At 50.4% G+C, this 25,323-nt stretch carries 20 protein-coding genes; 13 read left to right on the forward strand and 7 right to left on the reverse strand.

The genetic code is table 11. The features are described 5' to 3' along the window. The first annotated feature begins 12 nt into the window (after nucleotides 1-12). The 5 genes from AABA21_RS12605 to AABA21_RS12625 all read left to right on the forward strand — a co-directional run bounded on the left by AABA21_RS12605 (nucleotide 13) and on the right by AABA21_RS12625 (nucleotide 5,573). Nucleotides 13-993: a trypsin-like serine peptidase gene (locus AABA21_RS12605; RefSeq protein WP_338250405.1), complete on the forward strand. Its 981-nt coding sequence runs from the start codon at nucleotides 13-15 to the stop codon at nucleotides 991-993. Nucleotides 994-1,111: 118 nt separating this feature from the next. Then, nucleotides 1,112-2,473 carry an RNA-guided endonuclease InsQ/TnpB family protein gene (locus tag AABA21_RS12610; RefSeq protein ID WP_338250408.1) on the forward strand — a complete coding sequence of 454 codons (1,362 nt, stop codon included), beginning with the start codon at nucleotides 1,112-1,114 and terminating at the stop codon, nucleotides 2,471-2,473. A 306-nt stretch (nucleotides 2,474-2,779) separates the two neighbouring features. Next, a complete protein-coding gene (locus AABA21_RS12615) occupies nucleotides 2,780-3,523 on the forward strand; it encodes a (Fe-S)-binding protein (protein ID WP_338250410.1) in 744 nt (247 codons plus the stop codon). Further along, entirely contained in the window at nucleotides 3,520-4,944 is a 1,425-nt protein-coding gene (locus tag AABA21_RS12620) for a LutB/LldF family L-lactate oxidation iron-sulfur protein (protein ID WP_338250412.1), read from the forward strand. Before AABA21_RS12615 ends, AABA21_RS12620 begins: the two co-directional genes overlap by 4 nt. Beyond that, nucleotides 4,941-5,573, forward strand: coding sequence for a LutC/YkgG family protein (locus AABA21_RS12625; protein WP_338250414.1), 633 nt, complete (start codon nucleotides 4,941-4,943; stop codon nucleotides 5,571-5,573). The genes AABA21_RS12620 and AABA21_RS12625 overlap by 4 nt, the downstream gene beginning before the upstream one ends. Before the next feature lie 64 nt (nucleotides 5,574-5,637). On the opposite strand, the gene AABA21_RS12630 is transcribed toward AABA21_RS12625, so the two are convergent. Then, the gene (locus AABA21_RS12630; RefSeq protein WP_338250417.1) at nucleotides 5,638-6,135 is read right to left on the reverse strand and encodes a GtrA family protein; all 498 of its coding nucleotides are present in this window, start codon (nucleotides 6,133-6,135) and stop codon (nucleotides 5,638-5,640) included. Nucleotides 6,136-6,268: 133 nt separating this feature from the next. On the opposite strand from AABA21_RS12630, the gene AABA21_RS12635 reads away from it, so the two are divergent. The 4 genes from AABA21_RS12635 (at nucleotide 6,269) to AABA21_RS12650 (ending at nucleotide 10,479) form a co-directional block, all read left to right on the forward strand. Then, the gene (locus AABA21_RS12635; RefSeq protein ID WP_338250419.1) at nucleotides 6,269-6,706 is read left to right on the forward strand and encodes a class I SAM-dependent methyltransferase; all 438 of its coding nucleotides are present in this window, start codon (nucleotides 6,269-6,271) and stop codon (nucleotides 6,704-6,706) included. 138 nt (nucleotides 6,707-6,844) lie between these two features. After that, the gene (locus tag AABA21_RS12640; RefSeq protein WP_338250420.1) at nucleotides 6,845-7,738 is read left to right on the forward strand and encodes a VOC family protein; all 894 of its coding nucleotides are present in this window, start codon (nucleotides 6,845-6,847) and stop codon (nucleotides 7,736-7,738) included. Nucleotides 7,739-7,741: 3 nt separating this feature from the next. After that, nucleotides 7,742-8,689 (forward strand): NAD(P)-dependent oxidoreductase, encoded by a 948-nt coding sequence (locus AABA21_RS12645; RefSeq protein ID WP_338251027.1) that lies wholly within the window; start codon nucleotides 7,742-7,744, stop codon nucleotides 8,687-8,689. Between the two features lie 485 nt (nucleotides 8,690-9,174). After that, entirely contained in the window at nucleotides 9,175-10,479 is a 1,305-nt protein-coding gene (locus AABA21_RS12650; RefSeq protein WP_338250423.1) for an MFS transporter, read from the forward strand. Between the two features lie 201 nt (nucleotides 10,480-10,680). On the opposite strand, the gene pepF is transcribed toward AABA21_RS12650, so the two are convergent. The 4 genes from pepF to AABA21_RS12670 form a co-directional block, all read right to left on the reverse strand. Next, complete coding sequence (gene pepF / locus AABA21_RS12655) at nucleotides 10,681-12,486, reverse strand: oligoendopeptidase F (RefSeq protein ID WP_338250425.1); 1,806 nt, start codon at nucleotides 12,484-12,486, stop codon at nucleotides 10,681-10,683. Nucleotides 12,487-12,604: 118 nt separating this feature from the next. Continuing rightward, complete coding sequence (locus AABA21_RS12660; protein WP_338250429.1) at nucleotides 12,605-13,495, reverse strand: hypothetical protein; 891 nt, start codon at nucleotides 13,493-13,495, stop codon at nucleotides 12,605-12,607. A gap of 25 nt (nucleotides 13,496-13,520) precedes the next feature. Then, nucleotides 13,521-14,723 carry a radical SAM protein gene (locus AABA21_RS12665; protein ID WP_338250432.1) on the reverse strand — a complete coding sequence of 401 codons (1,203 nt, stop codon included), beginning with the start codon at nucleotides 14,721-14,723 and terminating at the stop codon, nucleotides 13,521-13,523. Nucleotides 14,724-15,041: 318 nt separating this feature from the next. After that, nucleotides 15,042-15,275: a hypothetical protein gene (locus tag AABA21_RS12670; protein ID WP_338250434.1), complete on the reverse strand. Its 234-nt coding sequence runs from the start codon at nucleotides 15,273-15,275 to the stop codon at nucleotides 15,042-15,044. A gap of 555 nt (nucleotides 15,276-15,830) precedes the next feature. Between AABA21_RS12670 and AABA21_RS12675 the strand changes: the two genes are divergently transcribed. The 3 genes from AABA21_RS12675 to AABA21_RS12685 all read left to right on the forward strand — a co-directional run bounded on the left by AABA21_RS12675 (nucleotide 15,831) and on the right by AABA21_RS12685 (nucleotide 20,397). After that, nucleotides 15,831-17,717: a RiPP maturation radical SAM C-methyltransferase gene (locus AABA21_RS12675; RefSeq protein WP_338250437.1), complete on the forward strand. Its 1,887-nt coding sequence runs from the start codon at nucleotides 15,831-15,833 to the stop codon at nucleotides 17,715-17,717. A gap of 58 nt (nucleotides 17,718-17,775) precedes the next feature. Further along, complete coding sequence (locus AABA21_RS12680) at nucleotides 17,776-18,948, forward strand: aKG-HExxH-type peptide beta-hydroxylase (RefSeq protein WP_338250438.1); 1,173 nt, start codon at nucleotides 17,776-17,778, stop codon at nucleotides 18,946-18,948. A gap of 102 nt (nucleotides 18,949-19,050) precedes the next feature. Then, the gene (locus AABA21_RS12685) at nucleotides 19,051-20,397 is read left to right on the forward strand and encodes a hypothetical protein (RefSeq protein WP_338250441.1); all 1,347 of its coding nucleotides are present in this window, start codon (nucleotides 19,051-19,053) and stop codon (nucleotides 20,395-20,397) included. Nucleotides 20,398-20,601: 204 nt separating this feature from the next. On the opposite strand, the gene AABA21_RS12690 is transcribed toward AABA21_RS12685, so the two are convergent. Then, nucleotides 20,602-21,669, reverse strand: coding sequence for an alpha/beta hydrolase (locus AABA21_RS12690; RefSeq protein WP_338250443.1), 1,068 nt, complete (start codon nucleotides 21,667-21,669; stop codon nucleotides 20,602-20,604). Between the two features lie 842 nt (nucleotides 21,670-22,511). Between AABA21_RS12690 and AABA21_RS12695 the strand changes: the two genes are divergently transcribed. Further along, nucleotides 22,512-23,663 (forward strand): glycoside hydrolase family 3 protein, encoded by a 1,152-nt coding sequence (locus AABA21_RS12695; protein ID WP_338250445.1) that lies wholly within the window; start codon nucleotides 22,512-22,514, stop codon nucleotides 23,661-23,663. 28 nt (nucleotides 23,664-23,691) lie between these two features. On the opposite strand, the gene AABA21_RS12700 is transcribed toward AABA21_RS12695, so the two are convergent. After that, a complete protein-coding gene (locus AABA21_RS12700; protein WP_338250447.1) occupies nucleotides 23,692-25,014 on the reverse strand; it encodes an MFS transporter in 1,323 nt (440 codons plus the stop codon). Nucleotides 25,015-25,323: the final 309 nt, after the last annotated feature.

Here is a 25,323-nt window from a genome sequence, read left to right on the forward strand (position 1 = left end):
GAACAAGGTATCATGTCGCAACAGCCCAGGCGCATCCATCCATTGCTGGTTGAGCGGAGCTTTCTGAGCGTTCTTGCCTGTGCCTACGTGGTGTATCTGGTGGTATTTGGACCTAATCTCTATTCCTGGGTATTCCCTTCCTCCGACTCAATCGTTGACCACCACGTCGATACGACGTCCAGCGCGGCTGTCCAGCACTGGACCGTAGCGGCCATGCGCAACGCCACGGAAGATGATGTCCAAAACGGCACGGTTTTCAGTCAGATCCTGGAAAAAAGTTCGGTCACACGCCAGAGCAAAGCAACTCTCAAGCAAGGCCAACCTCCACGTGATGGGGGCCTTTCGTATCCTCTCTCAACTGTTGGCAAGGTCTTTTTTACGAACGATGCCGGCATGAACATGTCGTGCAGTGGTACCGCCGTCACAAGCCGCAACCGTAGCGTTGTCGACACGGCCGGTCACTGCCTCTATCAGTATGGCGAGTGGATGCAAAATGTCATCTTCTGCCCTCAGTATGATAACGGCGATACGCCGTATGGTTGCTGGGCCGCGCACGATCTGGAGGTCCCTTCTGAATGGATCGACGCGAAGCCAAATAATTTTCATCATGACTTTGGTATGGCCATCGTAGCCGCGAATAATCAAGGTCTGCTGACCGATGTTGTAGGTGGTGCTGGTTGGGCGTATAATCAGCCCGTCGACCAGGCCTTCTACGCGTATGGATATCCCGCCATGCTTCCATTCGATGGTCAGACCAGGCAATCATGCGAAGGCGCGTCTGGCACAAGCTGGAAGTTCGGTGAGGGCAATGTGGTCTCTATCCCTTGTAATATGAACGGCGGTTCCAGTGGAGGTCCCTGGTTCATCAAGATCGGCGACGCATGGTATCTCAACGGCCATAACGACTTCATCAGCAGCCGTATGCCGGGACACATGTTCTCGCCCTACTATGACGATACCTGGTACACCCTGTATAGCAAGGCGAGTGCATAGTTTCACGTCGTTTGTTTGTTCATGAACGGGCCGCCGGATACCCCTACGATTCATCTAGGGGTAAGGCGGCCCAACCAGGAATTTTACAAGAGTTAGAACATCTGTTATACTGACGTGTATGAAACAAATCATCACCGCAAAGCTCAAGCTCATCACGACGCCAGTGCAGTTTGCCGCTTTATGCCAAATGCAACTGGTGTATCGTGATGCGCTCAACGCGGTGAGTCTGTACGCCTTCGCACATGGCAAAACCAGCAATGTCACGAAGTTGCACAAAGGTATGTACGCAGAACTCCGTGCTCGCTTCGGTCTTCCCTCGCAACTGGCCTGTAGCGTCGAGCGGCAGGTCTCGGCAACCTACAAAGGACTCTGGACCAAACTCAAGAAGAATGGAGAACATCGCCGTGCGAAGATCACGAAAAAACGCTTCAAGGGTCTGGATCAGCCACCGCACTACAGTTCCCCAACCGTCCAGTACACCTATGAGCGTGATTACACCATGAAGACGGAGCGTCGGGTCAGCGTCGGAACACTCAACGGACGCATCAGCGTCCCTTATCAGGGCTACGAGAAACACCTTGCTCTTATTCGGCAGGGAGCCACCATCGGAGATGCGAAACTCTGGTATGATCGGCACAAGAAAACGTTCTATGTCCTCGTTTCCCTCTCCATCGACCTATCAGAGCCAACAGAAGAACACGTCACTGAAGTCGTCGGGGTCGATGTCGGCATTCGTTATCTGGCGGTGACGTCCACCTCGACAGGCACAGCCAGTTTTCACCCTGGAAAATGGATCAGACACAGAGCCAACCATGACGCACGCTTACGCAAACGCTTGCAGCAAAAAGGCACTCGTGGTTCCAAACGTCGCTTGAGACGCATCGAGCAACGAGAGAGACGGTTAAAAGCGCAAGCCAACCATTGCATCGCCAAACAGATCATCCGTGATCACCCACACGCGCTTATTGGGCTAGAGAACCTCACCGATATCAGGGAACGCACAAAGCGCAAGCGCCGCCGTCGCAAGAAGAATGGCAAGGGGCATGAGCCAGTCTCACCAAAGGCGCGTAAAGCCAATCGTGTGTACTCACAATGGTCCTTTGCTGAACTTCAGGCACTCATCAGTTACAAGGCGGCGCTTATGGGTTCCCTGGTGATCAAGGTGGATGCGGATTACACCTCAAAGGCATGTCCCATGTGTGGGCACACGGAGGATGCGAACCGCCCCCGCAAGGGATTGCTCTTTGCGTGCCAGAACAAGAGGTGCAGATATACGTTGCATGCTGATCTGATTGGCGCTCGCAATGTCACGATGAGAACGCTCCTGGTCCGGCAAGACTGGATCAGGACGGGATGTTTGTCAGCCATCCCTGATGCCTCGGACAAAGAAGCCAAAGCGGCACGTCTTCGAAGATATGTTGAGTTGCGGTGGAGTCCAGAGGTAACCACAAGCCTCCGGTCTCAGACCGGAGGTCGTTGACAATGTTTATGCGCAGGCAAAATCTGCGCACCTGATAGAACATTTGCCATCTAGCCATCTAAAAAATAAGGAATTGACTGCCATTTTTATCAGTCGATTCCTATTTTTCTGTCTTCACGCCTGTTTTCTCTGGCATGGCTACGGTATGATATAAGCGTACGAACTGCGCCGCCATTATTTATGGCTCGGCTGCGCCGGTGTCTCGCGGGAATGCTTAGCGGCTTCGCCCCAATGCCTTCAGGTTTTTTCCTGTGCTATTTATTTCATGTTCACGATGTTGTGATTTTACAAGAGGAAGGTTGATTCATGCGGATTGCCCTCTTTATTACCTGTTTCAATGATACGTTGTTTCCCCGGGTGGGTATCGCCACGACCCGTTTGCTGGAGCGTCTTGGATATGAGGTAGATTTTCCGGAGGCCCAGACTTGTTGTGGACAGATGCACTTCAATACTGGTTATCAACGCGAGGCGATACCGCTGGTTCGTCATTTCGTTGATGTGTTCCAACATGCCGATGTGGTGGTTGCCCCTTCAGCTTCATGCGTGGGGATGGTACGTGAGCTCTATCCAGCGGTGGCGAAACTTTCTGGCGACCAGGCACTGATCGCTGATGTTGAGCAACTGATCCCCCATGTGTATGAGCTCTCTGAATTTCTGGTACGACACGAGGGGCTGACTGATGTGGGTGCCTACTATCCACACCGGGTGACATATCATCCAACGTGCCATAGCTTGCGCGTCTTGCATGCCGGCGAGGCACCTCTGCAATTATTGCGGGCAGTAAAAGGGATCGACCTGGTGGAGCTACCCGATGCACGTGAGTGCTGTGGATTTGGGGGAACGTTTGCCGTCAAGAATGCCGATACCTCGCTGGCCATGCTGGGTGACAAGATACGGTGCGTGCTCGATACAAAGGCCGAGGTTGTCTGCTCCGCCGATACCTCCTGCCTGCTGCATATCGGGGGCGGGCTATCGCGGCAGAGAGCGGGTGTAGGAACGATCCACCTGGCGGAGATTTTGATGGAAACGGAAAGCGAGGCTATAAAATGAGTGCGCGTCCTCAACCATTACCCTTTTTTCCACGTATGGCCAGATCCGCACTGGCAAATCCCCAGCTGCGGCGCAATATGGGCAAGGCGACCAGTACGATTCGTCAGAAGAGAGCCGCGGTGGTCGGAGAGTTGCCTGACTGGGAAGCATTACGCAGCGCGGGATCGGCGATTAAAGCACAGGTGATGCACCACCTAGATGATTATCTGCTCCAGTTGGAGGAGGCGGTACAACGAGCGGGTGGACAGGTTCACTGGGCCAGGGACGCGCAGGAGGCCAACCGGATCGTCACCGAGATTGTACAGGGAGTTGGGGCGGATCGCGTGGTCAAAGTGAAATCGATGACCACCGATGAGATCCACCTGAACGATGCACTGGCGCAAGCGGGGATTCAGGCCGTAGAGACGGACCTGGCGGAGTTGATTATTCAACTGGCACAGGAAAAATCTTCCCATATTCTGGTCCCGGCCATTCATAAGAACCGCAGCGAGATTCGCGACCTCTTTCAGCGTACGATTGCGCAGGGGCAAGAGCTCTCGGACGAGCCCAATGAGATCGCGGCGGCCGCCCGGCGCTATCTGCGTACACAGTTCCTCACGACACCGGTGGCGATTAGCGGCGCCAATTTCGCGATCGCGGAGACGGGAACCATCGGGGTGGTTGAGAGCGAGGGGAATGGCCGCATGTGTCTGACATTGCCGCAGACGCTGATTACCGTGATGGGAATCGAGAAGCTTCTCCCCAGGTTCCAGGATCTCGAAGTCTTTTTGCAGCTGCTCCCACGTAGTTCAACAGGCGAGCGCATGAATCCCTATACCAGTTTGTGGACCGGGGTTACCGCCGGAGATGGTCCGCAATCGTTCCACCTGGTCTTGCTGGATAATGGACGGACACAGGTGCTGGCGGATGACATCGGCCGCCAGACGTTGCACTGCATTCGTTGCAGCGCCTGCCTGAATATCTGTCCCGTCTATTCGCGTACCGGTGGTCATGCCTATGGCTCCGTGTACCCAGGGCCGATCGGGGCCATCCTGACTCCCCAGCTTGTAGGCATCGAGCAGGCGAAGTCGCTTCCCTATGCCTCCAGCCTCTGTGGAGCGTGCTATGAAGTCTGCCCGGTCAGCATTAATATTCCCCAGGTACTCTTGCATCTGCGCGGAGAAGTGGTTCGCAAGACATCTCCCTTGAATCCGGAAGCGTTGGCGATGAGGCAGCTGGCACGTATTTTTGCCAGTCCCAAGAAATATGCCCGGGCACAACAACTGGCCCGGCGTGGGCAGGGTCTCTTTATGCATAACGGCGTGATCGATCACCTGCCAGGTCAGCTCTCTGGCTGGACAGTGGCGCGCGACCTGGTCCCGGTGCCAAAGCAGAGTTTTCGCGATTGGTGGCAAGAACATCAGAAAGGGGAGCAGGCATGAGCAATCCAGCCAAAGAGGAGATGTTGCTGCGTATCCGGAGGGCCCTGGCAAATGCCCCTGAGCCGGACCCTCATCAGCCCGCGTTTCGGGTGCATGATGACCGGGAGAGATCTGCTCTGCTGCAAGATTTTACCGAGCGACTGACCGATTACAAGGCTCAGGTGACGATGACCAGTATGGAAGCGTTGCCGCAAGCTTTAGTCGACGTCTGCCAGCAGCGTGGTATTCAGAGTCTTGCCGTTCCTGCTGATCTCCCTGAAGCATTGCATCCTGCTCACCTAATGGTAGTGCGTGATGAACCGCTGCTCACTTTATCGGAATTAGACGGGGTAGACGCGGTCATTACCGGTTGTGCCCTGGCGATCTCTCAGACCGGCACCATTATATTAGATGGCGGCAGGTGGCAGGGGCGGCGCGCCCTGTCATTGGTGCCTGATCGCCACCTCTGTATTGTGCGCGCCGAACAGGTAGTAGGGTTGGTACCGGAGGCCATCAAGCACTTACAAACGAGCGCCACGCAGCCGCTTACCTTTATTTCAGGCCCCTCGGCGACAAGCGATATAGAATTGAGCCGTGTCGAAGGCGTCCATGGACCACGTTATCTACACATTTTTCTTATCGATGCGTAGTACGGTCTCAGCAAAGATTATGCTTCGGTAGAAGCGTACCAGCGGTGCCCAGTTTGAGGCGGGATCACTCCATCTCGTTGACGGCAAGGATCGCGTCCTCAACTGGCTCTACCGATTTTTGTTCGATGGCGCGGAAGACCAACTTGTTTGAGATAAAGAAGTTGTAGAAGAACTGCGCGACCATGCCGATGAAACTGGCTATATACGGGTCGATGTGCAGGGTAAAGTATAGGACCCAGGAAACCGCGAGAGAGATGAGCATGGCTGAGATGCTGGCTAACTGGCCTTTAAAGGCGCGCCGCACCCATTCCCAGCCATGAATATCTTTAACCTGCTCGCTATAGGTGAAAAACTGGTTCAGAGTGAAATTCGTGAGGTTGCTGATCTCAAAGGCGCAGAACCAGGATATAGGGTAGAGGAAGACGCTCTTTGTAGAGAGCCCCAGAGCCAGCAGATGCATAAAGCAGAATAGCGCGCCTTCATTGATAAGGATGCCGACGCCACCGACCAGGGCATAGCGAACAATGCGGATTTTTAAAAGACGTTTTAGTAATGCGATCATATGAAATATATTCCTTGCGTGGTGAATACAGATACCTCTTTCATATCCTATACTGTCTCTTTCTTTCGTGCAAGCATCTGCCCCATTTGGGTCTATCTTCTTTTAAAACATGGAAAAGGGAGGGGTCACTGCCATGTCTATCACTTGGGAAGATCAATTGAATGCACAACTCTATGAAGAATACGCCCAACAGTTTTCAATGTACCGGCAACTTGGTCAAACACTAGTGGCCCTGGCAGAACCGCTCAGAGCGGGGATAACAGTGCTGGATCTCGCTTGCGGAACAGGCATCGTTACTACACAATTCGCGGAAAGATTGGGGACAGAGGGCGCCATAATAGGGATAGACTTTTCAGAAGCCATGCTTGCTCTGGCGCGGCGTAAGTTACCAGGCAGGCTATTCTACTATTCTCGTGATGAACACGTGGCTTCAGTGCTGCCAGAGGAATCAGTTGATATCGCTGTATGTAGCTCTGCATTCTGGCAAATGCAAGCGCGTCCTGTTCTTGCGACGGACTACTGGCGCTATTATGTGATGGAAAAGGACAATACGCAACTGGATCAAGCTTGACGAACGTGTTTTCTTTTCTTATACTTCCTGGTGTCTATTATTTTTTGTTTCGTTGGTGTAGCATTTTGCTTCTCCAAAAGAGGCAAACGGTGCTCCGTAAAATAGATGTATTGAGATGCAGTCAAAGGAGACGGTATTATGGTACACGTTGCAAAGATCGGTCATGCTGCGTTTCACACGACGAATCTTGACAGGCTGCTGGCGTACTATACAGACATTTTAGGACTGACACTCACGGCGCGAGGCAGTGACGGCACCGCCTACCTGAGCTGCGGTATTGATCACCACAGTGTTATCCTCACGCCCGCAACAGAAAACCGCCTGCACCACGTCGCGTTTCAACTCGATCAGAGTGTTTCATTGAGTGACGCCGCCAGGCAACTCCATGAGGCGGGAATTGAGAGTGAGCTCATGAGCGACGCACAGCCGGGCATCCCAGAGCTCCTACAGATCTCCGATCCCGATAGCAATCTCATACAACTCTATGCCAATACCGAACATGTGAGCAGTGGATTTGGGGGGACGGGGATTGTGCCGGTGAAACTGGGACATGTGGCCATGTACGTGAGCGATGTGAAGAAAGTCGTCGCTTTTTACCAGCAGGCGTTGGGATTCCGTGTCTCCGACTGGCTCGAAGATTTCTTTGTCTTCATGCGTTGCACTATCGATCACCATACCATGAACTTTTTGCAGTCCAAACGCAAGAACGAGATGTTCCACGTTGCCTTTGAATTACGTGACTGGGCGCAAGTGCAGAGCGCCTGTGACTGGCTGAACAAGCATCATCTCCCATTAGCCTGGGGACCTGGGCGCCATGGCATAGGCCACAACATCTTCACGTATCACTATGACCCCGACCATAACCTGGTAGAGCTCTTCACGGAAATCGATATCCTCAGCAACGAGGATGTTGGCTATTTTGAGCCACGTCCCTGGCATGAAGACTTTCCCCAAGAACCTAAAGTGTGGAAGGACAGTCCCGAGGCAGTCAACAAGTGGGGTGTGCTCCCTCCCGCCGGGCTGATGGGCTAAGTTATCCGCCCCCGAAGCTCTTTACAGAGACGCGTTGAGTTTTCTGAAGCAGGTAAGAAGAAGGGAAAAGGTATGAACGTTGGCATTATTGGGCTTGGCAGAATGGGGCTTCCGATCGCAAAAAATGTAATCGAAGCCGGATTGCCTGTGATGGGCTACCGCCGTGGAAACATGGACACCCTCACTGACTCAGGAGGCGTGGCCGCGGGCTCATGCCGAGAGGTAGCAGAGCGCTCCGATGTTGTCATCACCTGTTTACACGAAGAAGACTTCTCCGATGCCTTTTCAGGTCCAGCGGGACTCATTCATGGCGTGCATAAGAACCTGGTTGTCATCGATTTGAGCACAGCAACCATTGAAGTAAAGGAACAGAAGCGTCAGGAACTCCAATCCAGGCAAGCTCAAATGTTGGATTGCCCCATCAGCGGGAGTCCTATGATGGCCGGGGCCAAACAGGCTGTCATTTTTGCCAGCGGGGAAAAAGCGGTGTACGAACAATGTTTTCCTGTGCTTGAGGCCATTGCCAGCAATAGCTTCTATCTGGGTCCCTTTGGGGCGGGTATGAAGATGAAATACATCGCAAATTTACTCCTGGCGGTGCACAATGTGGCTGCGGCAGAAGCGATGGTCCTGGGTGCCAAAGCGAACCTTGATCCAGAACTGATGTTGAAGGTCATCAGTCCCAGCATTGCAGGTTCGACCGCCTTTACAACCAGGGCTCTCATGATGGCGCGAGGGAATTATCTACCTCCAGCCCCTGGACCGATTCAGACCATGCATGAAGTCATCGAACTGATCGGCGCTTTTGCCAGGAACAATAGCTGTCCAACGCCGCTCTTCTCCCTGGCAACCCGGTACTATGAGCAGGCTATGGAAGAAGGGAGGGGTGAGCAAGATATAGCAGCCATCTATGCCCTCCTGGGCAGAGAGGCTGGACTTGACATGCTCTGAGGTATGATTCTTATAGCCAAAAAGACGAGAGGTTGCTCTACCCATGAAGATGTATAATTGTGACGCATGAAAAAAGACATTTGTAGATACTCCACGTAACAATGTATTACTTCGTACACATAAGTATTGCATTTATTATAGGCACATTATCCATTGTGTTCGCTTTAGTATTATGCTTAAAATAAAAGGAGAAAACCTTTTCTTTATAAATTCACGTTTTGTATTTCTCATAGTATCTGATGGAACATGGGTTGAGAGGTTGGTTCTGGACAAGGCTGTTCAGTGACGCTTTTCATTTTCTAGTGAACTCTTATAGCAATGTCTGCTTTTTTATGTATATGGATCCTTCGCGCATTGTGAGCGCGCATCCTTCCCACCATCATACGCGCATGTGCTGCCTCCGGGTTGTTCTGTGCCTCCATTGAGTTATACAGAACACACTTTTTATTCTCTGCTTTTTACTATATGGGAAGGACCTCTTTACTGTGAATGCGCTGATGGTGAAACGCCACCTTCAAACACCCTCTTTTTTTCGTCTTCTTACTGATAAAACATTTGGTATCTTTCTCTTTGGCTCATTTCTCTCCAGCATGGGATTCTGGATTCAATCGGTGGGGCAGGGCTGGCAGGTATTGCAGATGACCAACTCTGCACTGTTGCTCGGCCTGGTTGTATTCGCCGCGACGGCCCCAAACATTCTCTTCTCATTATTTGGTGGAGTCATTGTCGATCGCATGAACCGCCGCTGGCTGATCACTGTGGTGCAAATTGTGTATATGGTAACGGCACTGTTACTGGGAGTGTTGACCACGCTGCACCTGATTACTGTCTGGCAGATCATTGCACTGGCGTTACTCAATGGCATCTTCAGCTGTATTGGTTTTCCAGCGTGGCAGGCTTTCATCGGCGATCTGGTGCCCGCGGAAGATTTGAAGCAGGGGATCGCCTTAAACTCGGTCCAGTTTAATCTATCACGGGTCATTGGTCCTGCTGTGGGGGGCATCTCAATCGGACTGGTTGGCATTGCCGGTGCGTACTATCTGAACGCATTGAGTTATGTGTTTGTTATTGTGCCCTTACTGGTCATGAAATTTGGGGTGCAGAGCAGCCGGACGAGTGGTAAACAACGCGTCTTGAAGGATCTGAGTGAAGGTTTAAGATATACGGTGCAGCATAAAGTGCTCAGAATGATCCTGTTGCTGCAACTGGTGATCGCTTTCCTGGTATATCCTTTCGCGGCACTGCTCCCGCTTTTCGCGCGCGACGTTTTTCACACAAATGCCATTGGTCTCGGTGAACTGAACTCAGCAGTTGGTATGGGAGCCCTGGTAGGTTCATTACTGGTCGTCATGTTAACCCGTCGCATGGCAAACGGCTCGCGCATGCTCGTCTGGACCTGTGCGATCGGTGGACTGGCCTGCGTCGCATTTTCGATGATGCACAATATACAGGTTGCATGTAGTGTATTGGTCCTGGTGGGCGTGTGTATGGTGATGTCTTCTACCATAGCCAATACGGCAGTGCAGACATTAGTGCCTGAAGAGATGAGGGGCCGCGTGCTGAGTATTCTGGCATTGATCATCTTTGGCCTTGCTCCATTTGGAAATCTGGCATCTGGCTGGGTCTCAGGAATCATTGGTGCCCAACGAACGCTAGCCATAGGTGGAGTATTGTGTTTCGTTTTAGCGCTCGTAATATTCGTGAGCCAGGTCAAATTTACACCCGGTGTACCTGGTGATGAAGACCCCTTAAGTCAGGTCGGTACCTCCAGCGTTGTTTCGATTAAATAGAGACGCCCTATTGCGAAGCGAGAGAAGGCGGAACCTCGTACACTTTATTGTACAGGTTCCGCCTTTTTGTATGAGCTCATCCCCACCGTTTGCCTACCATACAAATCCTGGCGATTGCTGTTCTTTATGGCCCACTTGAATAGGAATGTTCATCCACAAACTCTGTAAAGATGTTCACGACCTCTGCATCTCTTTTACCAGCTACGGAATGAGTTGTTCCAATTGTGACAAATGTGCCTCGCAGAGGGTTAACGCTCCGCGCATGGTCTCCTGTAACGTTATATCTACCCCCGCGTTCTTCAAGAGATCAATGCTGTAATCACTACTGCCTGAGCAGAGTAGCTCAATGTAGCGCGTAGCGGCTGGCTTTCCGTCTCGGAGGAGTTGTTGGGCCAGAGCAGAAGCTGCAGAGAAGCCCGTGGCATATTGGTAGACATAGAAGGTACGATAGAAATGAGGAATGCGTGCCCACTCAATATCGATCAATTCATCGACAATGACCTCTTCTCCATAGTACTTCTCGTTGAGTGTGTGGTACAAAGAACAGAGCATATCTGCTGTCAAGCGTTCACCCTGCTCTGCATGACTATGAATCTGTTGCTCAAACTCCGCGAACATGGTTTGCCTGAAAAGTATTCCTCGAAACCTTTCTAGTGAATGGTTCAGGACTGCCAGACGCCTGGTAGGATCAGAAGTTGTTTTGAGTAGATGCTCGGTTAGCAAGTATTCATTCAATGTCGATGCTACTTCCGCCAGGAAAGTGGTAGGCGCACTATAGACATAGGGCTGGTGGGCGCAACTATAAAAGGCATGTAGAGCATGTCCGAGTTCGTGTGCCAGGGTGTACATACTATCATAATCATTCTGGAAATTTAAGAAGACAAACGGATGAGACCTATATGCTCCGCTAGTATATGCTCCGCTGCTTTTGCCAGCCGTCTCATAGACATCGATCCAGCACCCCTTGATTGCTGACTTGAGATTGCTAATATAATGCTCTCCTAGCGGTGCTAATGCTACAAGGATCGTATCACAAGCCTGCTGGTAGCTGATCTCTTGCTGATGAAGAGGTGTAATAATAGGGACATATAAATCATACATGTGTAATGTATCGAGTGCCAACAGACGCTTCCGCAATTTCATATACCGATTAAGTAATGGAATATGTTTATTGACAGTATCGATCAGATTATCGTAGACGCAAAGAGGAATATTATAGCGCGCAAGAGCATGCTGACAGCAAGAATCATAACCCCGCTGTCTAGCATAAAAGATATTGCTCTTTACTTTAGATGCCAATACAGCGGCCATAGCATGCCGATGGTTGTAAAATGCGCTATGCATTTTCTCAAACGCCTGTCGCCGGATACGAGAGTCGGCACTTTGTCGGTAGATCTGGTAGTTTCCTTTCGTTAAGAGGATCTGTCTACCAGCCTCATCTGAAAGCGTGGGTAGGTGTAAATCGCTGGTACCCATGATAGTGAAAATGGTTTCCGAAGCATCGGTAGTTTTGCCGAATTCAGCGAGGATAGCCTCTACCTCAGATGAGCGTACATGGAGACGCCTTCGATCCAAATCGTGCAGTTGATGGGCATAGATTTGCAGACCCGGCGTCTCCATTATAAAATGATGAATTGTTGTTTGTGGTAACGCTAATATTTCTGGCTCAATAGAAGAAGCAATAGTAGTAATGCGAACGTATAGTTGCATAGAACGATCAACCATCTGGGGATACTGACGCCGTGTATTGTTCTCATCCCTGCGCATAGAAGCATAGACGAGGAGGCGTTCGACTTCAGCAATCAACTCATCACGTTCATGTAAAACCGCTAACAACATCTGTCCACTCTGAGTAAGCATCCCATTGAGGATCTCGAATTCGGGAATACGCTTCTCAAGTGCCTGAAAATCGCGCTCCCAATCATCATCACATGAAAAGATGCCTTCAAGATCCCATGTATATTCTCTGGAGACCTCACTTCGTTTTGGAACAGGGGTTGGAATCAAACTGCTTCTCCCTCTGATGTTACTACTTCGCTAACTCACCGTAAGCTTAAGCAGCTGCGGAAAACTTTTGAGCAATGCTGACTGCTTCGCCTCCCCATGGGTAATGTAGAAAGTCGAGCTAAGAACCTGTCACTGTAGTCGTCCCCGGAGTTGCTAACGGGAACGGGTTATCATTTTTTAGTTTGGCTGGAGTCCCTACAGGGAAGTAAGCTTGCAGAAGGTCCTTAAATTGCTGAAAAACATCATCCGATGCTGTTAAATTGGCCCGCGATTTTATCAGGTTCTGGTAGGTTTGTGTGAGTGTCGAGGCTCCCGCCTGAATGATCTCCTTCCAGGTGAATTCTAGTTGGTAGCGCAAATAATTCAGGAATAAGACTGAACACCCAATTGAGATTGGATGCCTATCTGTAGTATCGTTCACATTAACAAAATCTGGACGTGATGGTGTATTCAGCCATACATTAGCGGTGGCGAAGATACCCAGTTCTGCCGGATAAAGTTCGGTTGCCAGAACCCGCGAAAGCCCCTCACCAGCACTCGTTTCACAATCCCAGCCACTGGCATGTGCAGCCGAGAACACTTCGATGACTTCAGCAGCAAGCGCGAAGGGAGTAGCATCAATATCCAGACCAGGTTTGGTTATCGCCTGACAGTAAATATCTGTGGCTTTACAATCAGCATGCCATGCTCCTGTGATTTCCGAGGCAACGATAACGTTGCAAGGGAAACCTGGTGGAGTGAGGCTCCCAAAGTAGTCTGAGATAGTTTGATAATCCTTCTCGCATGTTGCCAGGACCCTATTGGCAAGTGTCTCACCAGCAGAATCCAGATTCGGATTGTAATACACCTGGAAGTTTGGGGTATTACCACACAATGTTGCAGGATAGCGGAATGGGCCAGCCAGTCCTGCCCCGTCGGGCTCTGGATCAATGAGTTCTCCCCAGGGGTCCAAAGGAACATCACCGAAGCGGTCATCTGTCTGATCGGAAGGCAGAGGCTCAATATCCATGTTCAGGTTATCCTTTCTTCGATGCTTAGATTAGATTCAGTGCCTTCTCACGTAGCACTTGACGACGCAATTGTGTTTCTTCGATTGAAACTCCCATGCGAGAGCGTATATGGGCAAATAGCCGCAGCAGATCAGCACACCAGATACTTGAATTATCGAAGCCTCGCTGTTTTGAATAACGGTGAGGAAGATACCCTCCACTACAAGTGTCCCGTTCTGGACAGGAAGAGCAAGCCTCAGGCAGAGGCATTCCCGTGAATATCGCACGTGTATGGAGCGCACTTACCTGCGCAATATCTCGAAAATCAGCGTACTGCACATTTAACGTTGTATTGGTCATACCCTCTGAACACACGCGCAAAACGTCAAGCCCCTCGATTTTACCGTCCGTCTCCACAAAAATGAAATGGAAGGGATTATTTCCCAGAGAGTCAGTTAAGCTATCGCCTCCCATAATGAGTCTGGCAACATTCCAAAAATCTCTTATTCGCACTTCTAGAGTTCCGTTGAACCACCAATCATCGAAAATAGGAATGAGAAAATCAGCACAAGGAGTCGGACCATAACGCTCGCGAATCGGCAAGATAGTATCATGCGTAAAATCAGGGAGAATATAGCTGATGCTCTTGCACCCCAATGATAGGAAATGATGATGAATGACAAGTGGGTCGGCTCCGAGTTGAATGACCGATAAGATGCCAAACGGCACATTCTCCTCTCGCAGCACATTCAAGCCTCGCACCACATTCTCGTAGGAACCTTGCCCTTTGTGATCTACTCGATAGGTGTTATGTAACTCTTCAGGACCGTCCATACTGACACCAACCCGCACCTGATGTTTCAATAACACCTTTGCCCATGCCCGGTTAAGCAGTGTCCCATTGGTCTGAATCATGAAGTGAACTTCTACTATCTCCTCCAATGATTGACGCGCTTTAGTACACCAGGCATCGAAACGTTTCACTCCAACCAGGGAAGGTTCCCCTCCATGAAACAGGAGTGTGATCGATTTTTGTCCAGAAAATAAGCAGTGCCGACGGATACGCTCCAACGAAGCCTCAAAAACAGATTCAGACATAATAGCAGGGCGCTGCTTCCAGGTTGCGTCCGCTTTGTTGTATACATAACAATAAGAGCAATTGAGGTTGCATCGTGACGCGACCTTCAGAACAACCACATTGAGGATACTTCCAGACGGATCCATTGTGTATGACCTCCCCGGTAGCATAGACGTATATGTTCAGCTCACCTATGAAGGAAATATCTTTAGCAGCAAAACGATTGGCCAACGCGAAGAAGAGTGCTAATGTACTACAGTGACATCGAGAGATCATGCCCGCGAACTTTTTCTTATTCTCTTTCTAGAGAATGTTTGCCTGCCGACTTATCGGCAGGCAAACATTCTCCGAGCAAAAATTACCGTATTAGAGAGAATTGAACTATATATACGGTAAGAAGATCAATTATGAGTTTATATTGCATCCCATAGCAGTGCATATATCACCGCTAGCTGGCGTGTCGATTGGCGTGAGAAAAAGTTATCATCTTACAATTCAGGTGCTGAAGTAAATGATACTTCTCCCTTGCCGAAGACGCTACTTAACCCGGCACCTTGAGGCTGCGCAGCAAGCTCCTTATCCAACGCGGACTTCAAAGCTTGCTGAACACGTTCTATGGCATCCTGATCAAGACCAATACCCTGGAGATTGACCTGGATCGCTGAAGCATCGTCTGGCCCTTGCGATGGAGTGTTCCCTTGCTGAGGATCTTGAGTAGACATACTGGTTCTCCCTTCCTTTTTTGGAGCAAAAAGACCCCTATATACAAAGTGAATGGAAATGCTGACAAGTATGGATCTAGTTAATCGATTACGACGCTTAAGAGAAATGGTTTAGTGCCACATGGAAAGAGTTTTATCCCTTCTATGCGTCTTATCTTGTATACGTCTGCTTACAAGTTTCCAATGCCAGGGAGCAACATATTGAACTCAATGCATATTTGATAACATAAAAATTATATTGTGTCAAGGTCCTGATATAGTCAAAACATCGCTTGACAAAACTGAATATGTATGTATAATTTTAAACTATGATATGATTCCAACCTTACTAGAAACCATTGAAGTGCTTCCGTTACAATAGTGAAGTTTTTCCTCTCTCCGTGGTATAGATATATTTTTATATAGTGAACCACTGCAAAGTTCAAAGATGAAGTACAAAATGGTTTTTTGCCTTTTTTGTGATATGGTAGCTTCTCTTGATCTCGTTCGCAGCGTGGTAGCATTAGCCTCAGTAATTTATGCTGTTCTACTTAGTACTGTTACAATGAGGGAACCATGCAAGTAGAAATATCGAACTTCCAGTCCTCCAATCCTATTCCTGGATTCCGTGTCGCCCTTGTCTGTATGCCATTTCTCACTTTTCAGCGACCCTCTATCCAGATTGGCCTGCTCACATCCATTGCAGAGCAAGCCGGGTTTTCCACCGATGCTCTTCATTTCAATCTGGACCTGGCCGTTCGGATAGATCCTGAAGTTTATGAGGGCCTTTGTGATCATCGCGGCTGCCTGACCAGTGAATGGCTCTTCTCGATTGCAGCCTTTGGGCAGGATGTATCTGCAGATGATGCTGCATACTTCAGGGCATTTCCGAAAGAAACCGAGTGGCTTAAGGGCGTTGGCAAGGATACTAGCTATCTCAGTACCCTGCGTCACGAAATCCTGCCGCGCTATATTGAGGACTGTCTGGCAAGTGTGGATTGGGGACGTTACCAGGTTGTAGGCTTCAGTTCTACCCATCAACAACATGTAGCTTGCCTGGCCCTTGCTCGTCGCATCAAAGAATGCTATCCGGAGGTACAGATCCTCTTTGGAGGCGCTAATATGGAGGGTGAGATGGGTCCGGAGTATGTGCGGGCGTTTCCATTTATTGACTATGCAGTAGTAGGTGAGGGCGACATTGCCTTTCCTGCTCTTCTGCGTTGTCTGGCAGCTCATGAACAGCCGAAGGATCTTCCCGGCCTCGTGAGAAGAGTAAACGAAGAAGTGCAGTTCAATGGTCAAGCGCCACCAGTGCGCAATATGGATATACTACCTGTGCCAAATTACGACGAGTATTTCGAGCGCACCAAACGTCTTGGCCTAAAACCTTATGGGATTATTCCATTTGAAACTTCTCGCGGCTGCTGGTGGGGACAAAAGCACCATTGTACTTTTTGTGGCCTCAATGGACTCGGCATAACCTATCGATCTAAAAGCCCCGAGCATGTCCTGACTGAACTCTCAGAACTCACCCGCAAGCACCATATCAGCCTTTTTGGGGCGACCGATAATATTCTCGACATGAAGTATGTGAAGAATTTTTTCACTGTAATTTCAGAAGCAAAGACCGATTACCAGTTTTTCTATGAGGTCAAAGCCAATCTTTCTCGCGAACAACTTCAGACGCTCTACCGTGGCGGCCTTCGATGGATTCAGCCTGGTATCGAGAGTATGAGCAGCCATGTACTCCAATTAATGCGAAAGGGGAGTACCATGCTTCAAAACGTTCGTTTGCTCAAGTGGTGTTGCTACTACCAGATTCGCGTCAGCTGGAATCTCATCTGGGGCTTCCCCGGTGAGACAGAGGAAGACTATCGGCGAGAACTAGAGGTACTGAAGCTGATTCCTCACTTGCAGCCTCCGGGAGGTACCAGCCGTGTCTGGCTAGAACGGTTCTCTCCATATTTCACTGAGCAGGGCGCGTTTCCAATTCATGACGTGCGACCGGAGGCAAGTTATAACTACGTCTACCCTGCATATGTGGAAATTGACAAGATAGCTTACTTTTTCGACTATCAGATGGATAATACCACCAATGACGATGTGCACTATGAAACGTGCGAATGGGTGAAAGAGTGGCGACGGCGATGGGAAGCAGGCTCATCTTATACCCTGACCTATAGGCGAACCAATGATGCCTTGTTTATCGATGATAATCGTGGGATAGACAAGATGATACCATTTGTTTTTGAAGGTCCACTGGCTCTCATGTATGAGTATTGTAGTGAGACCATGCGTACCGTTCCACAAGTAGTAGAATATTTAGAAGGCTTACCGCGTGGGCAACGTTTCCCGCAGGATGAGATACGAGGTGCCCTGGATGTATTTTGCCAGGCAGGTCTCATGTTGAGTGAAGATGGTAAGTATTTCAGCCTCGCCATACCTGCTAACCCTAATTGGTAGATAACCTGAGATGAAGTGATTTTCCGCCTGGAAGAAGTCGGCCAACAGGAGTGATCATATGAGTTGGGAGGATCGTCTGTACCAGGGCTTTTCGTGTCCCCAGGAAAACTTTTCCAACGACTTTTTAGAAATAATAACGGTCACTTACGCGCAAGAACTCTGTAGGCGCTTTCTTGCGCGGTTTGGAGCAGATCTGCAACGCAGAAGTAGCGGGCTACTTGCCTTTTTTGAAGCATGGCTTGAGCACGAAAAGGCCACGTTCGATACCGTTTGGAATCTTGCCTTCGGGGAGGTGAAGCAGGCACTTATATCCGGTAGCCAAAACGACTATGTGCGCACTGCAGCCGCACTTGCTTTGCAACTACAGTATTCTTCTAATAACCAATTAACGAATGAATGGAGCTTACAGCTTACTACGCCCACACGACTAAAGTGGGGGAGATGGCTCTTGCCAACTGCGGACTGGCTCACTGTCTCAAGTAAGAGCAGGCAGGTAACTATTCGATTACGTTATCAAGGTGAAGAAAAGCAAGTGACATTTCGGCGAGACAACGAAGGTTGGAATGGCGAAGACGCCGAACAGCTTCCACAGATTAACACCGGCCAGCGGCGTATAGACGTACTACATCTCAATGCACTCAACTATTCGACATTTGATGATATTATCTGCAACTTAGCACAAAATCCTACGCCAGATGAGGTGCCAGACAGGTGTCAGGCTGCTATTATGCTGCTCCGCGATCACGCCGACATCTATTTGCCCTGGGTAGAGTGTGTCGTCCGTTACATTATTCCACTGCAGAGTAAGAACGATTTCGTTTTTAGCGGTAGCTATGCAGATCGGCCAGGTGTAGTAACAATCTCTTTCCCCGCCCCGCTTGCAGCCCTGGCAGAAATGCTGGTACATGAGGCGACTCACCAGTATTTTCACTTGCTTTCTTGCGTTGGCGACGTTGACGATGGCTCGGACTCCACACTGTATTATTCCCCTATAAAACAGCGAGGGCGGCCCATTAGAGCTATCCTTCTTGCCTATCATGCCTTTGCAAACGTTCTGCTATTCTACCGTCTTTGTCAAGAAAAAGGTCTTTCTGATGATGGATATTGCTATCAACAAGAAAAGAACTTACTTCCTCAATTGAAGCAGCTGGAGGACTCATTGCATACAACGCGAGCGCTTACTCCGCTGGGACTTGCACTATGGAAACCATTGGCAGAACGAGTGCATTAAATAGCACTCCTGGGGGCTCAGCAGGATATAAAAAAAGTGAGTCCCCAGGAATGTATATGAAGACGATGTAGATTGCAGTTTGCAGGAAGCAGGAGGTTACAGGTGGCAGAGCAACAAGTTCCTATACCTCAACAACCCGGCGCTACATCTCAAAAGCCTGGAGAGGGTGGGGGAAGAACGAAAAAAAAGAACTTGTATCCCGCCGCGTTAGTACTCACTGGAAGCACCATTCCAGTCACTATCGCAGCGGCGATACTCACCGCAATCCTCTACTTCTCACCGATACCGCAACCGTTATACAGCTTGATACCCTGGGCACCTCATAGCTGGATAGCTATTCTCGCTGGCTTTGCAATCACTCTTCTTCTGTGGTTGTTATTCTCTATACCTTTCATGCGCATCACTACATTCGATAATGTAAATGCATTGAGTAGTCATCACATCAAGAGCCATGAGCGTGCCTTGCGAGCCAGTTACGCTGCATTAAAAGAGGCTCAAGGTAACCGCCCCTCTCAATGTAAGAGTAGTTTTATAAAGGTAAGTGATAGTCTTGATGCTATTCGTGAAGAACTGGATCACCATGATTTGCGCTGGGTAGTGGGAACGGGATATCTCAATGCATGGAATCTCATTCATCGTGCTGAGGAAGCCATGATTGATATCGCGCCGCGCCTTGAGGTGATCAGGGAAGCTTACCATGATGAGCTAAGTCTCGAGGGCTCCTCTATTGACTCACGAAACGCTACCCTCACGAAACTCAGACTGGCTGTCAAGAATCTGAGCCCATTGGCGATACAATATATGGATACCATTGCTCAAGATGATGGCGGTAGCAATGGTGGAGCTACAGAGCCTGTAAAAGTACATGATATGGAAATGGATCATGAGGCTCGGAATGCAATACATAATGTCAAACAGACTATCAATGAATTTCGTGATGGCCTATGGGAAGGGCTAGTTCGTATGCGCAATCAGCTCACAGGGATAACGCTCTATACCGGGCTACTTACATACGCGCTGCTCTGTGCTGCTATTGTCGCGGGGGCAGTACCGTCCTCGATCGAGGCGGCAACCATCTATTATCTGGTGGGGGCGATGGTTGGACTTTTTGGCCGGCTGTATACCGAAGCGCAAGCAGATCAAGCTATCAGCGACTATGGTCTTACCTTAGCGCGCATCGTCGTTACGCCTATCCTTTCCGGTATGGCTGCTGTTGGTGGGGTTTTGGTTGTTGCGATATTTTCTTTCACGCTTACCAAAGCATCAACGGTTCCAAGCTCCTTTATACTGAGTGAGATTTATAATCTCAATAGTAATTTACAGGGCATCATCGTAGCAGCGATTTTCGGCCTGACACCCAACTTGCTCATCAGTGTACTCCAGCAGAAAGCTGATGATTTCCAGACCCAACTCAAAAATAGCAGCGCTACAGATCAAGCAAAAAAATAAAAATACAATGCAGAAATTGCAGCAGTTCGATGCCCATGTGCATTCCGATTCCATCGCGGAAACAGCATTACACACGTTCGCGAGCACATCGGCGAAGTATGGGCTCCCGCAACAGATCACGCTGGATCGGGAGCCCAGCGACGAGGATAGTTGGAAGCGTGGAAGGATTACTCAGAACTTCCCAGGCTTTAGCCGGAAGAGTTTTCAAGAATGCTCATCCACGAACGCTGTAAAGATGTTTATGACCTCTGCTTGCTTTTCGATGTGCGGCGAGTGTCCGCAATCAGGCAAAGCAACTTCTCTATAGTGACCGCCATTGGCGCTGTAACGATCCAGAACGGTGCGCACCTGCGTCTTCATTGGTTGTGGTGGATATAGCTCAGCACCGGGCCAACCCGGGACCGCCCCAATCTGCCCAAGAAAGCCTATGTCGAAGAAGGAGGTATCGGAGACAATCTGGTCATCCGCACCGTGGAGCCAGAGCACCGCTGGCTTGACCTGACACTGAGCGAAGTTGTCCTGGTGGAGATATTTGGGTGAGAGGGCATTATTGACCCCCTGTGTGCCTGGTGCCATGTTGGGCCAGTGAGGAGATGGGGTGAAATCGCCCGGATAATTACCGGGGGTAACGCGGGTCGAATTGATGGAACTGACAAAGATCTCTTCACGTTCAGGAGCTACTCGAAATGGCGGTTTGAAATAAAAGGTATTCATCGTCGTGCGGGGTGAAACGTCATCACTGCCACGATCGGCCTGTTGCAGTCGCTGCACGAAACCTGGATTGGCGGTACCACCACCGCTGCCGGCGTAATCTGGCCATACAGGAATACCATCGGCCTCTTTCGTACCCCCAAAGCCAAAGGGAGAACCGGGCGCTTCCAGTGTCAATGAGCGCAGGGTTCCCGGATAATCGATGGCATATTGCATTGCGACATTCCCGCCCAGCGACCATCCCAGGAGATGAAATGGAGGCAGCTTCAATGCGCGCACAAACGCATCCAGGTCATCGGAAAAATCCTGAATACCGCGTGTCGCATCGAGTGGAAGAACCTCGCTATCGCCATACCCGCGCATGTCAGGAGCATAGATGGTATAGCGATTGGTTGCCGCCAGTTCGAGCATGAAATCCTGGAAGAAGAGAGAGGAAGAGCAGTTCCCGTGTACCAGCACGATCGGGTTGGGTCCTGTGCCAGTTTCAAGATAGGCGACGGTTAACCGGTCTGTTTTGACTGTGTGCTGCGCAATACCGGGAATGATGAGGTTGGTTGTCATGGCTCGTTTCTCCTGCTGTATATACTGGATGATATATGAGTCATGTGTCATGTTTAGATGATTTTATCTGATCCAATGGGCAATGTCAAGTGTGTGTGAATGAGAAAGTAGATACGCGGCAGTGACGAGGGGAAAGCGCTGTTCGGAGGAAGGTGGGGAGTTGCTCGGCAAGAAAGAGTGCTGTCAACAGTAGTGACACTGTACCTATGGTTATGATATTATGGTGGGAAACGCAGCCTGCTTGTAATGAGAAATGTCGTTAGCGGGCTCTTGATATACTATCGTCAACCTGGCTGTAATGCGGCTAGCGCTGCCAACATAGTTTCACTATGCGCACGGCTTTGCTGGCGGCAGTGCCCTGGACGATAGCAAGGCAGGGGATGCCAATATTTCCGACCCTGTAGGACCTCCATACTATGCCTGTCTCCTTACGCGAGACAGCGCGGCCATAAACATCACATTGATCGTGGCCCATTACCCCCTTACCAATCAACAGAGAGCACATGACACGCCCTCATATTTCCCACATTTCAAGAGAGATGTGAGATGGCTCACGACAGGTGAACCGATGAGATGCGTGCTTATTCCTGTATTTCGGGTAAAAGATGTCTGTGCCTTTATTGTAAAGCGGAATAAGTAGCAGAGATAGAGATAAAGACAGTGATTTCTGGAAATGAAAGGCATCCCTTATGATATTCCCTTACCAACAGCAGTCAAGGACTCCTGGCAGGAGCTTACGACGCTCCTTGTTCAGCGCCATGCTCGTGGTCCTTGCGCTATGCATTGCCTGTGTTTTTACGTTTGGGCAGATATGGCACAGCTCAAACACGTCCGAGCGGCCAATGTCTTCAGCCCTGGGGACTGTGCATGCTCATCAAGCAGCCTCCACACAATCATCGACATACGCTCCCCTTGCCAATCAGGTCAGCGGGCAGCAGAACCAGAGTCTCAATGCGTATATCAGCCACATGACTCAGACGCAAAAGATCGGTCAGTTGCTCATGCTGCCCGTCTACACCAACGGCTATAATTCCGCGTTGAATCAGCCGTTGCAACAATGGGATATCGCCAACGTCATCATCTTCACCCAGTACGGCGGGGCACTCATGCCGAGTACCCAGAGCGGATTGGCACAACTGGTACATGACATGCAGGCACATGCCAACCAGCGGCTGATCGTAGCAACAGATGATGAGGGAGGAACCGTCGATCGGCTGGCCCCGTATTACGGGTCCACTCTTTCGCCCGGCAGTCTGGCCGCGACAGGTGATACAAACAAGGTGTATGCCCAGGCGCGTCAAGCTGCTCAGCGCATGCTGGCTAATGGCATCAACACCGATTTTGCTCCGCTGGTTGATGTCTATCAAGGAGGGGCCATTGATCAGAGCCGGATGTTTGGTTCGACACCCGGTGATGTCACCAAATATGCAGGAGCGTTTCTGGATGGCTTACAGCAGAACGGCGTACAGGGAACGCTGAAGCACTGGCCCGGCCTCGGCTCCGCCTCGGCCAATCCCGACAATGGATTGGCAACCATCACGCACAGCCAGGCCCAGCTCAATTCCACCGATTTCGCACCGTTTCGTGCCCTGCTAGCGCGTCAACCTGGAATGATCATGACAACGCACGTCATGGTCCCCGCGTATGACGCAAACAAACCAGCTTCGCTCTCGCCAGTCCTGATAAATCAGGTTCTGCGCGGCCAGCTGGGCTATCAAGGCGTCGTCGTGACCGACCAGATGGAGGCCGGCGGATTGCTCCAGGCCATGCAAAAGCAGGGATATAGCGATCCCTCGCAGGCGATCGCCGAGGCCACTGTCCAGGCTATCCTCGCGGGCAACGATATCGTTGAATGTCCGATGGCACCTGATCGCCTGGCGGCAGTCGTCAATGCCGTGACCTCGGCCGTACAATCGGGACGCATCTCGCAGGATCGCCTGAATCAGTCGGTGCAGCGCATCCTTGCCCTCAAGGCAAAAATGGGCCTTAGGTAGCTACCGTAGAGCCTCAACATAGGGTTCATCAGTGGTGATTATCCTGGTTGTGATCCGCGCGCAGGGTGCGCAGGGTGCGCATATCGGGCCAGAGGCTCGCGACCAGGATCACAACCAGGATGGTTCCGATACCACCGCCGACTACTGAAACGATCGGACCAAACACCTGCGCGGTCAGTCCTGATTCAAAGCCACCAAGCTGATTTGACGTTCCCACAAAGAGTGAGCTGACCGCGCCCACACGGCCACGCATCTCATCGGGAGTTCGGACCAGGGCCAGCGTCGAGCGAATCACCACACTGATATTATCCAGACCGCCAAGCACAAAGAGCGCGAGCAGCGAGAGCCAGAACCAGTGCGAGAGGCCAAACACAATGGTCGCGGCCCCAAAGCCAGCCACGGCCAGCAAGAGGGTCCGACCGGCATGTTTGAAAGGTGGACGATAGGCAAGCAGCAGCGCCATACAGACCGCCCCCACAGAATCCGCTCCCTGTAACCAGCCCAGACCGAAGGGCCCAACATGCAAAATACTTTTGGCGAAGATAGGCAAGAGCGATGTTGCCCCGCCCAGCAGGACCGCAAACAGATCCAACGTAATGGCCGCCAACAAGACCTGTGTCTGTTTCAGGAAACGCAGCCCCTGCAGTAGCTCACCCGGTGCCGGGCGACCAGCCTTGCGCACCTGCTGATGCTTGAGACGCATGAATATCAGCAGTACGATAAAGATGAGTGAGAGAACCGTGCTGATCATATACACATCGGTAGATCCATTAAAGAGCCCGATCAAAAAGCCGCCTGTGGCCGGCCCCAGGACCGCTGATAATTGTGTGATGCTACTGCGCCACTTCGTCGCGTCTTCAAACGCATCCACATCGACCACCTGAGACAGCAAGACCTGGCTGACCGGCTGGCTGAAGCATTGAGCTGTGCCAAGCGCGAGCAAACAAAGGTAGACCAGCAGGAGTGGTCCGTGCGTGAAGGACAGCGTTGCCAGACCGAGCATCGACAGGATCTGAAGCGCGATACTGGCAATGAGGACCGCTTTGCGGTTATAGCGGTCGATAATATAGCCCGCGGGCAAGAAAAGCACAATGACGGGAATGATCTGTGCCAGTCCCACGCCGCCAAGAACGAGGGCGGAACCGGTACGATCATATAATTCCCAGCCAATGGCGACGGTCACCATCTGCTGGCCAAAAGAGGCCAGGAAGGAGCCAATAATCAAGAGGCGAAAATCGCGTGAACGAAGTACTTTATGAGAGTCGTGCGAAGAAACAAGGGCTTCTTCGGGAGTAGGTGGGAGAAGGGCGGCCTCCTCCATATTTTGAATATCCTCGCTGCTTTCCGGCATATGGTATCCTTGCTATTCCTCTCTGTTGAAATGTGATCCTTCACACAAGAGGAGCATGCGAGGCAATAAAAAAAGCCATGGGCGCAAATCTCCTGCGATGTGAAACATCAAACAGTCAAAATGCGGTGGCTAACGTTACGCGCTTACGGCTAAATTTTAGCGTTTCTCTTATGAATTATAGAATGTTCACTTGAGTATGTCAATGTTTATCTCAAAAGCATTTGCTTACGAATGTCAATGCTATGAATATCAGAGAGAAATTAAATGAAAGACTTTTTAGTATCATGGCTGGTACCAGGATACTGAAAT

This window comes from Dictyobacter halimunensis (genome assembly GCF_036245075.1).

Bases quoted from the DNA above. Each gene is read 5' to 3' on its own strand.
- AABA21_RS12635 (WP_338250419.1), top strand. From the start codon at position 6,269: ATGTCTATCACTTGGGAAGATCAATTGAATGCACAACTCTATGAAGAA.
- AABA21_RS12620 (WP_338250412.1), top strand. From the start codon at position 3,520: ATGAGTGCGCGTCCTCAACCATTACCCTTTTTTCCACGTATGGCCAGA.
- AABA21_RS12675 (WP_338250437.1), top strand. From the start codon at position 15,831: ATGCAAGTAGAAATATCGAACTTCCAGTCCTCCAATCCTATTCCTGGA.
- AABA21_RS12670 (WP_338250434.1), bottom strand. From the start codon at position 15,275: ATGTCTACTCAAGATCCTCAGCAAGGGAACACTCCATCGCAAGGGCCA.
- AABA21_RS12690 (WP_338250443.1), bottom strand. From the start codon at position 21,669: ATGACAACCAACCTCATCATTCCCGGTATTGCGCAGCACACAGTCAAA.
- AABA21_RS12615 (WP_338250410.1), top strand. From the start codon at position 2,780: ATGCGGATTGCCCTCTTTATTACCTGTTTCAATGATACGTTGTTTCCC.
- AABA21_RS12660 (WP_338250429.1), bottom strand. From the start codon at position 13,495: ATGGATATTGAGCCTCTGCCTTCCGATCAGACAGATGACCGCTTCGGT.
- AABA21_RS12665 (WP_338250432.1), bottom strand. From the start codon at position 14,723: ATGCTACCGGGGAGGTCATACACAATGGATCCGTCTGGAAGTATCCTC.
- AABA21_RS12680 (WP_338250438.1), top strand. From the start codon at position 17,776: ATGAGTTGGGAGGATCGTCTGTACCAGGGCTTTTCGTGTCCCCAGGAA.
- AABA21_RS12700 (WP_338250447.1), bottom strand. From the start codon at position 25,014: ATGCCGGAAAGCAGCGAGGATATTCAAAATATGGAGGAGGCCGCCCTT.
- AABA21_RS12610 (WP_338250408.1), top strand. From the start codon at position 1,112: ATGAAACAAATCATCACCGCAAAGCTCAAGCTCATCACGACGCCAGTG.
- AABA21_RS12695 (WP_338250445.1), top strand. From the start codon at position 22,512: ATGTCTTCAGCCCTGGGGACTGTGCATGCTCATCAAGCAGCCTCCACA.
- AABA21_RS12605 (WP_338250405.1), top strand. From the start codon at position 13: ATGTCGCAACAGCCCAGGCGCATCCATCCATTGCTGGTTGAGCGGAGC.
- AABA21_RS12630 (WP_338250417.1), bottom strand. From the start codon at position 6,135: ATGATCGCATTACTAAAACGTCTTTTAAAAATCCGCATTGTTCGCTAT.
- AABA21_RS12625 (WP_338250414.1), top strand. From the start codon at position 4,941: ATGAGCAATCCAGCCAAAGAGGAGATGTTGCTGCGTATCCGGAGGGCC.
- AABA21_RS12640 (WP_338250420.1), top strand. From the start codon at position 6,845: ATGGTACACGTTGCAAAGATCGGTCATGCTGCGTTTCACACGACGAAT.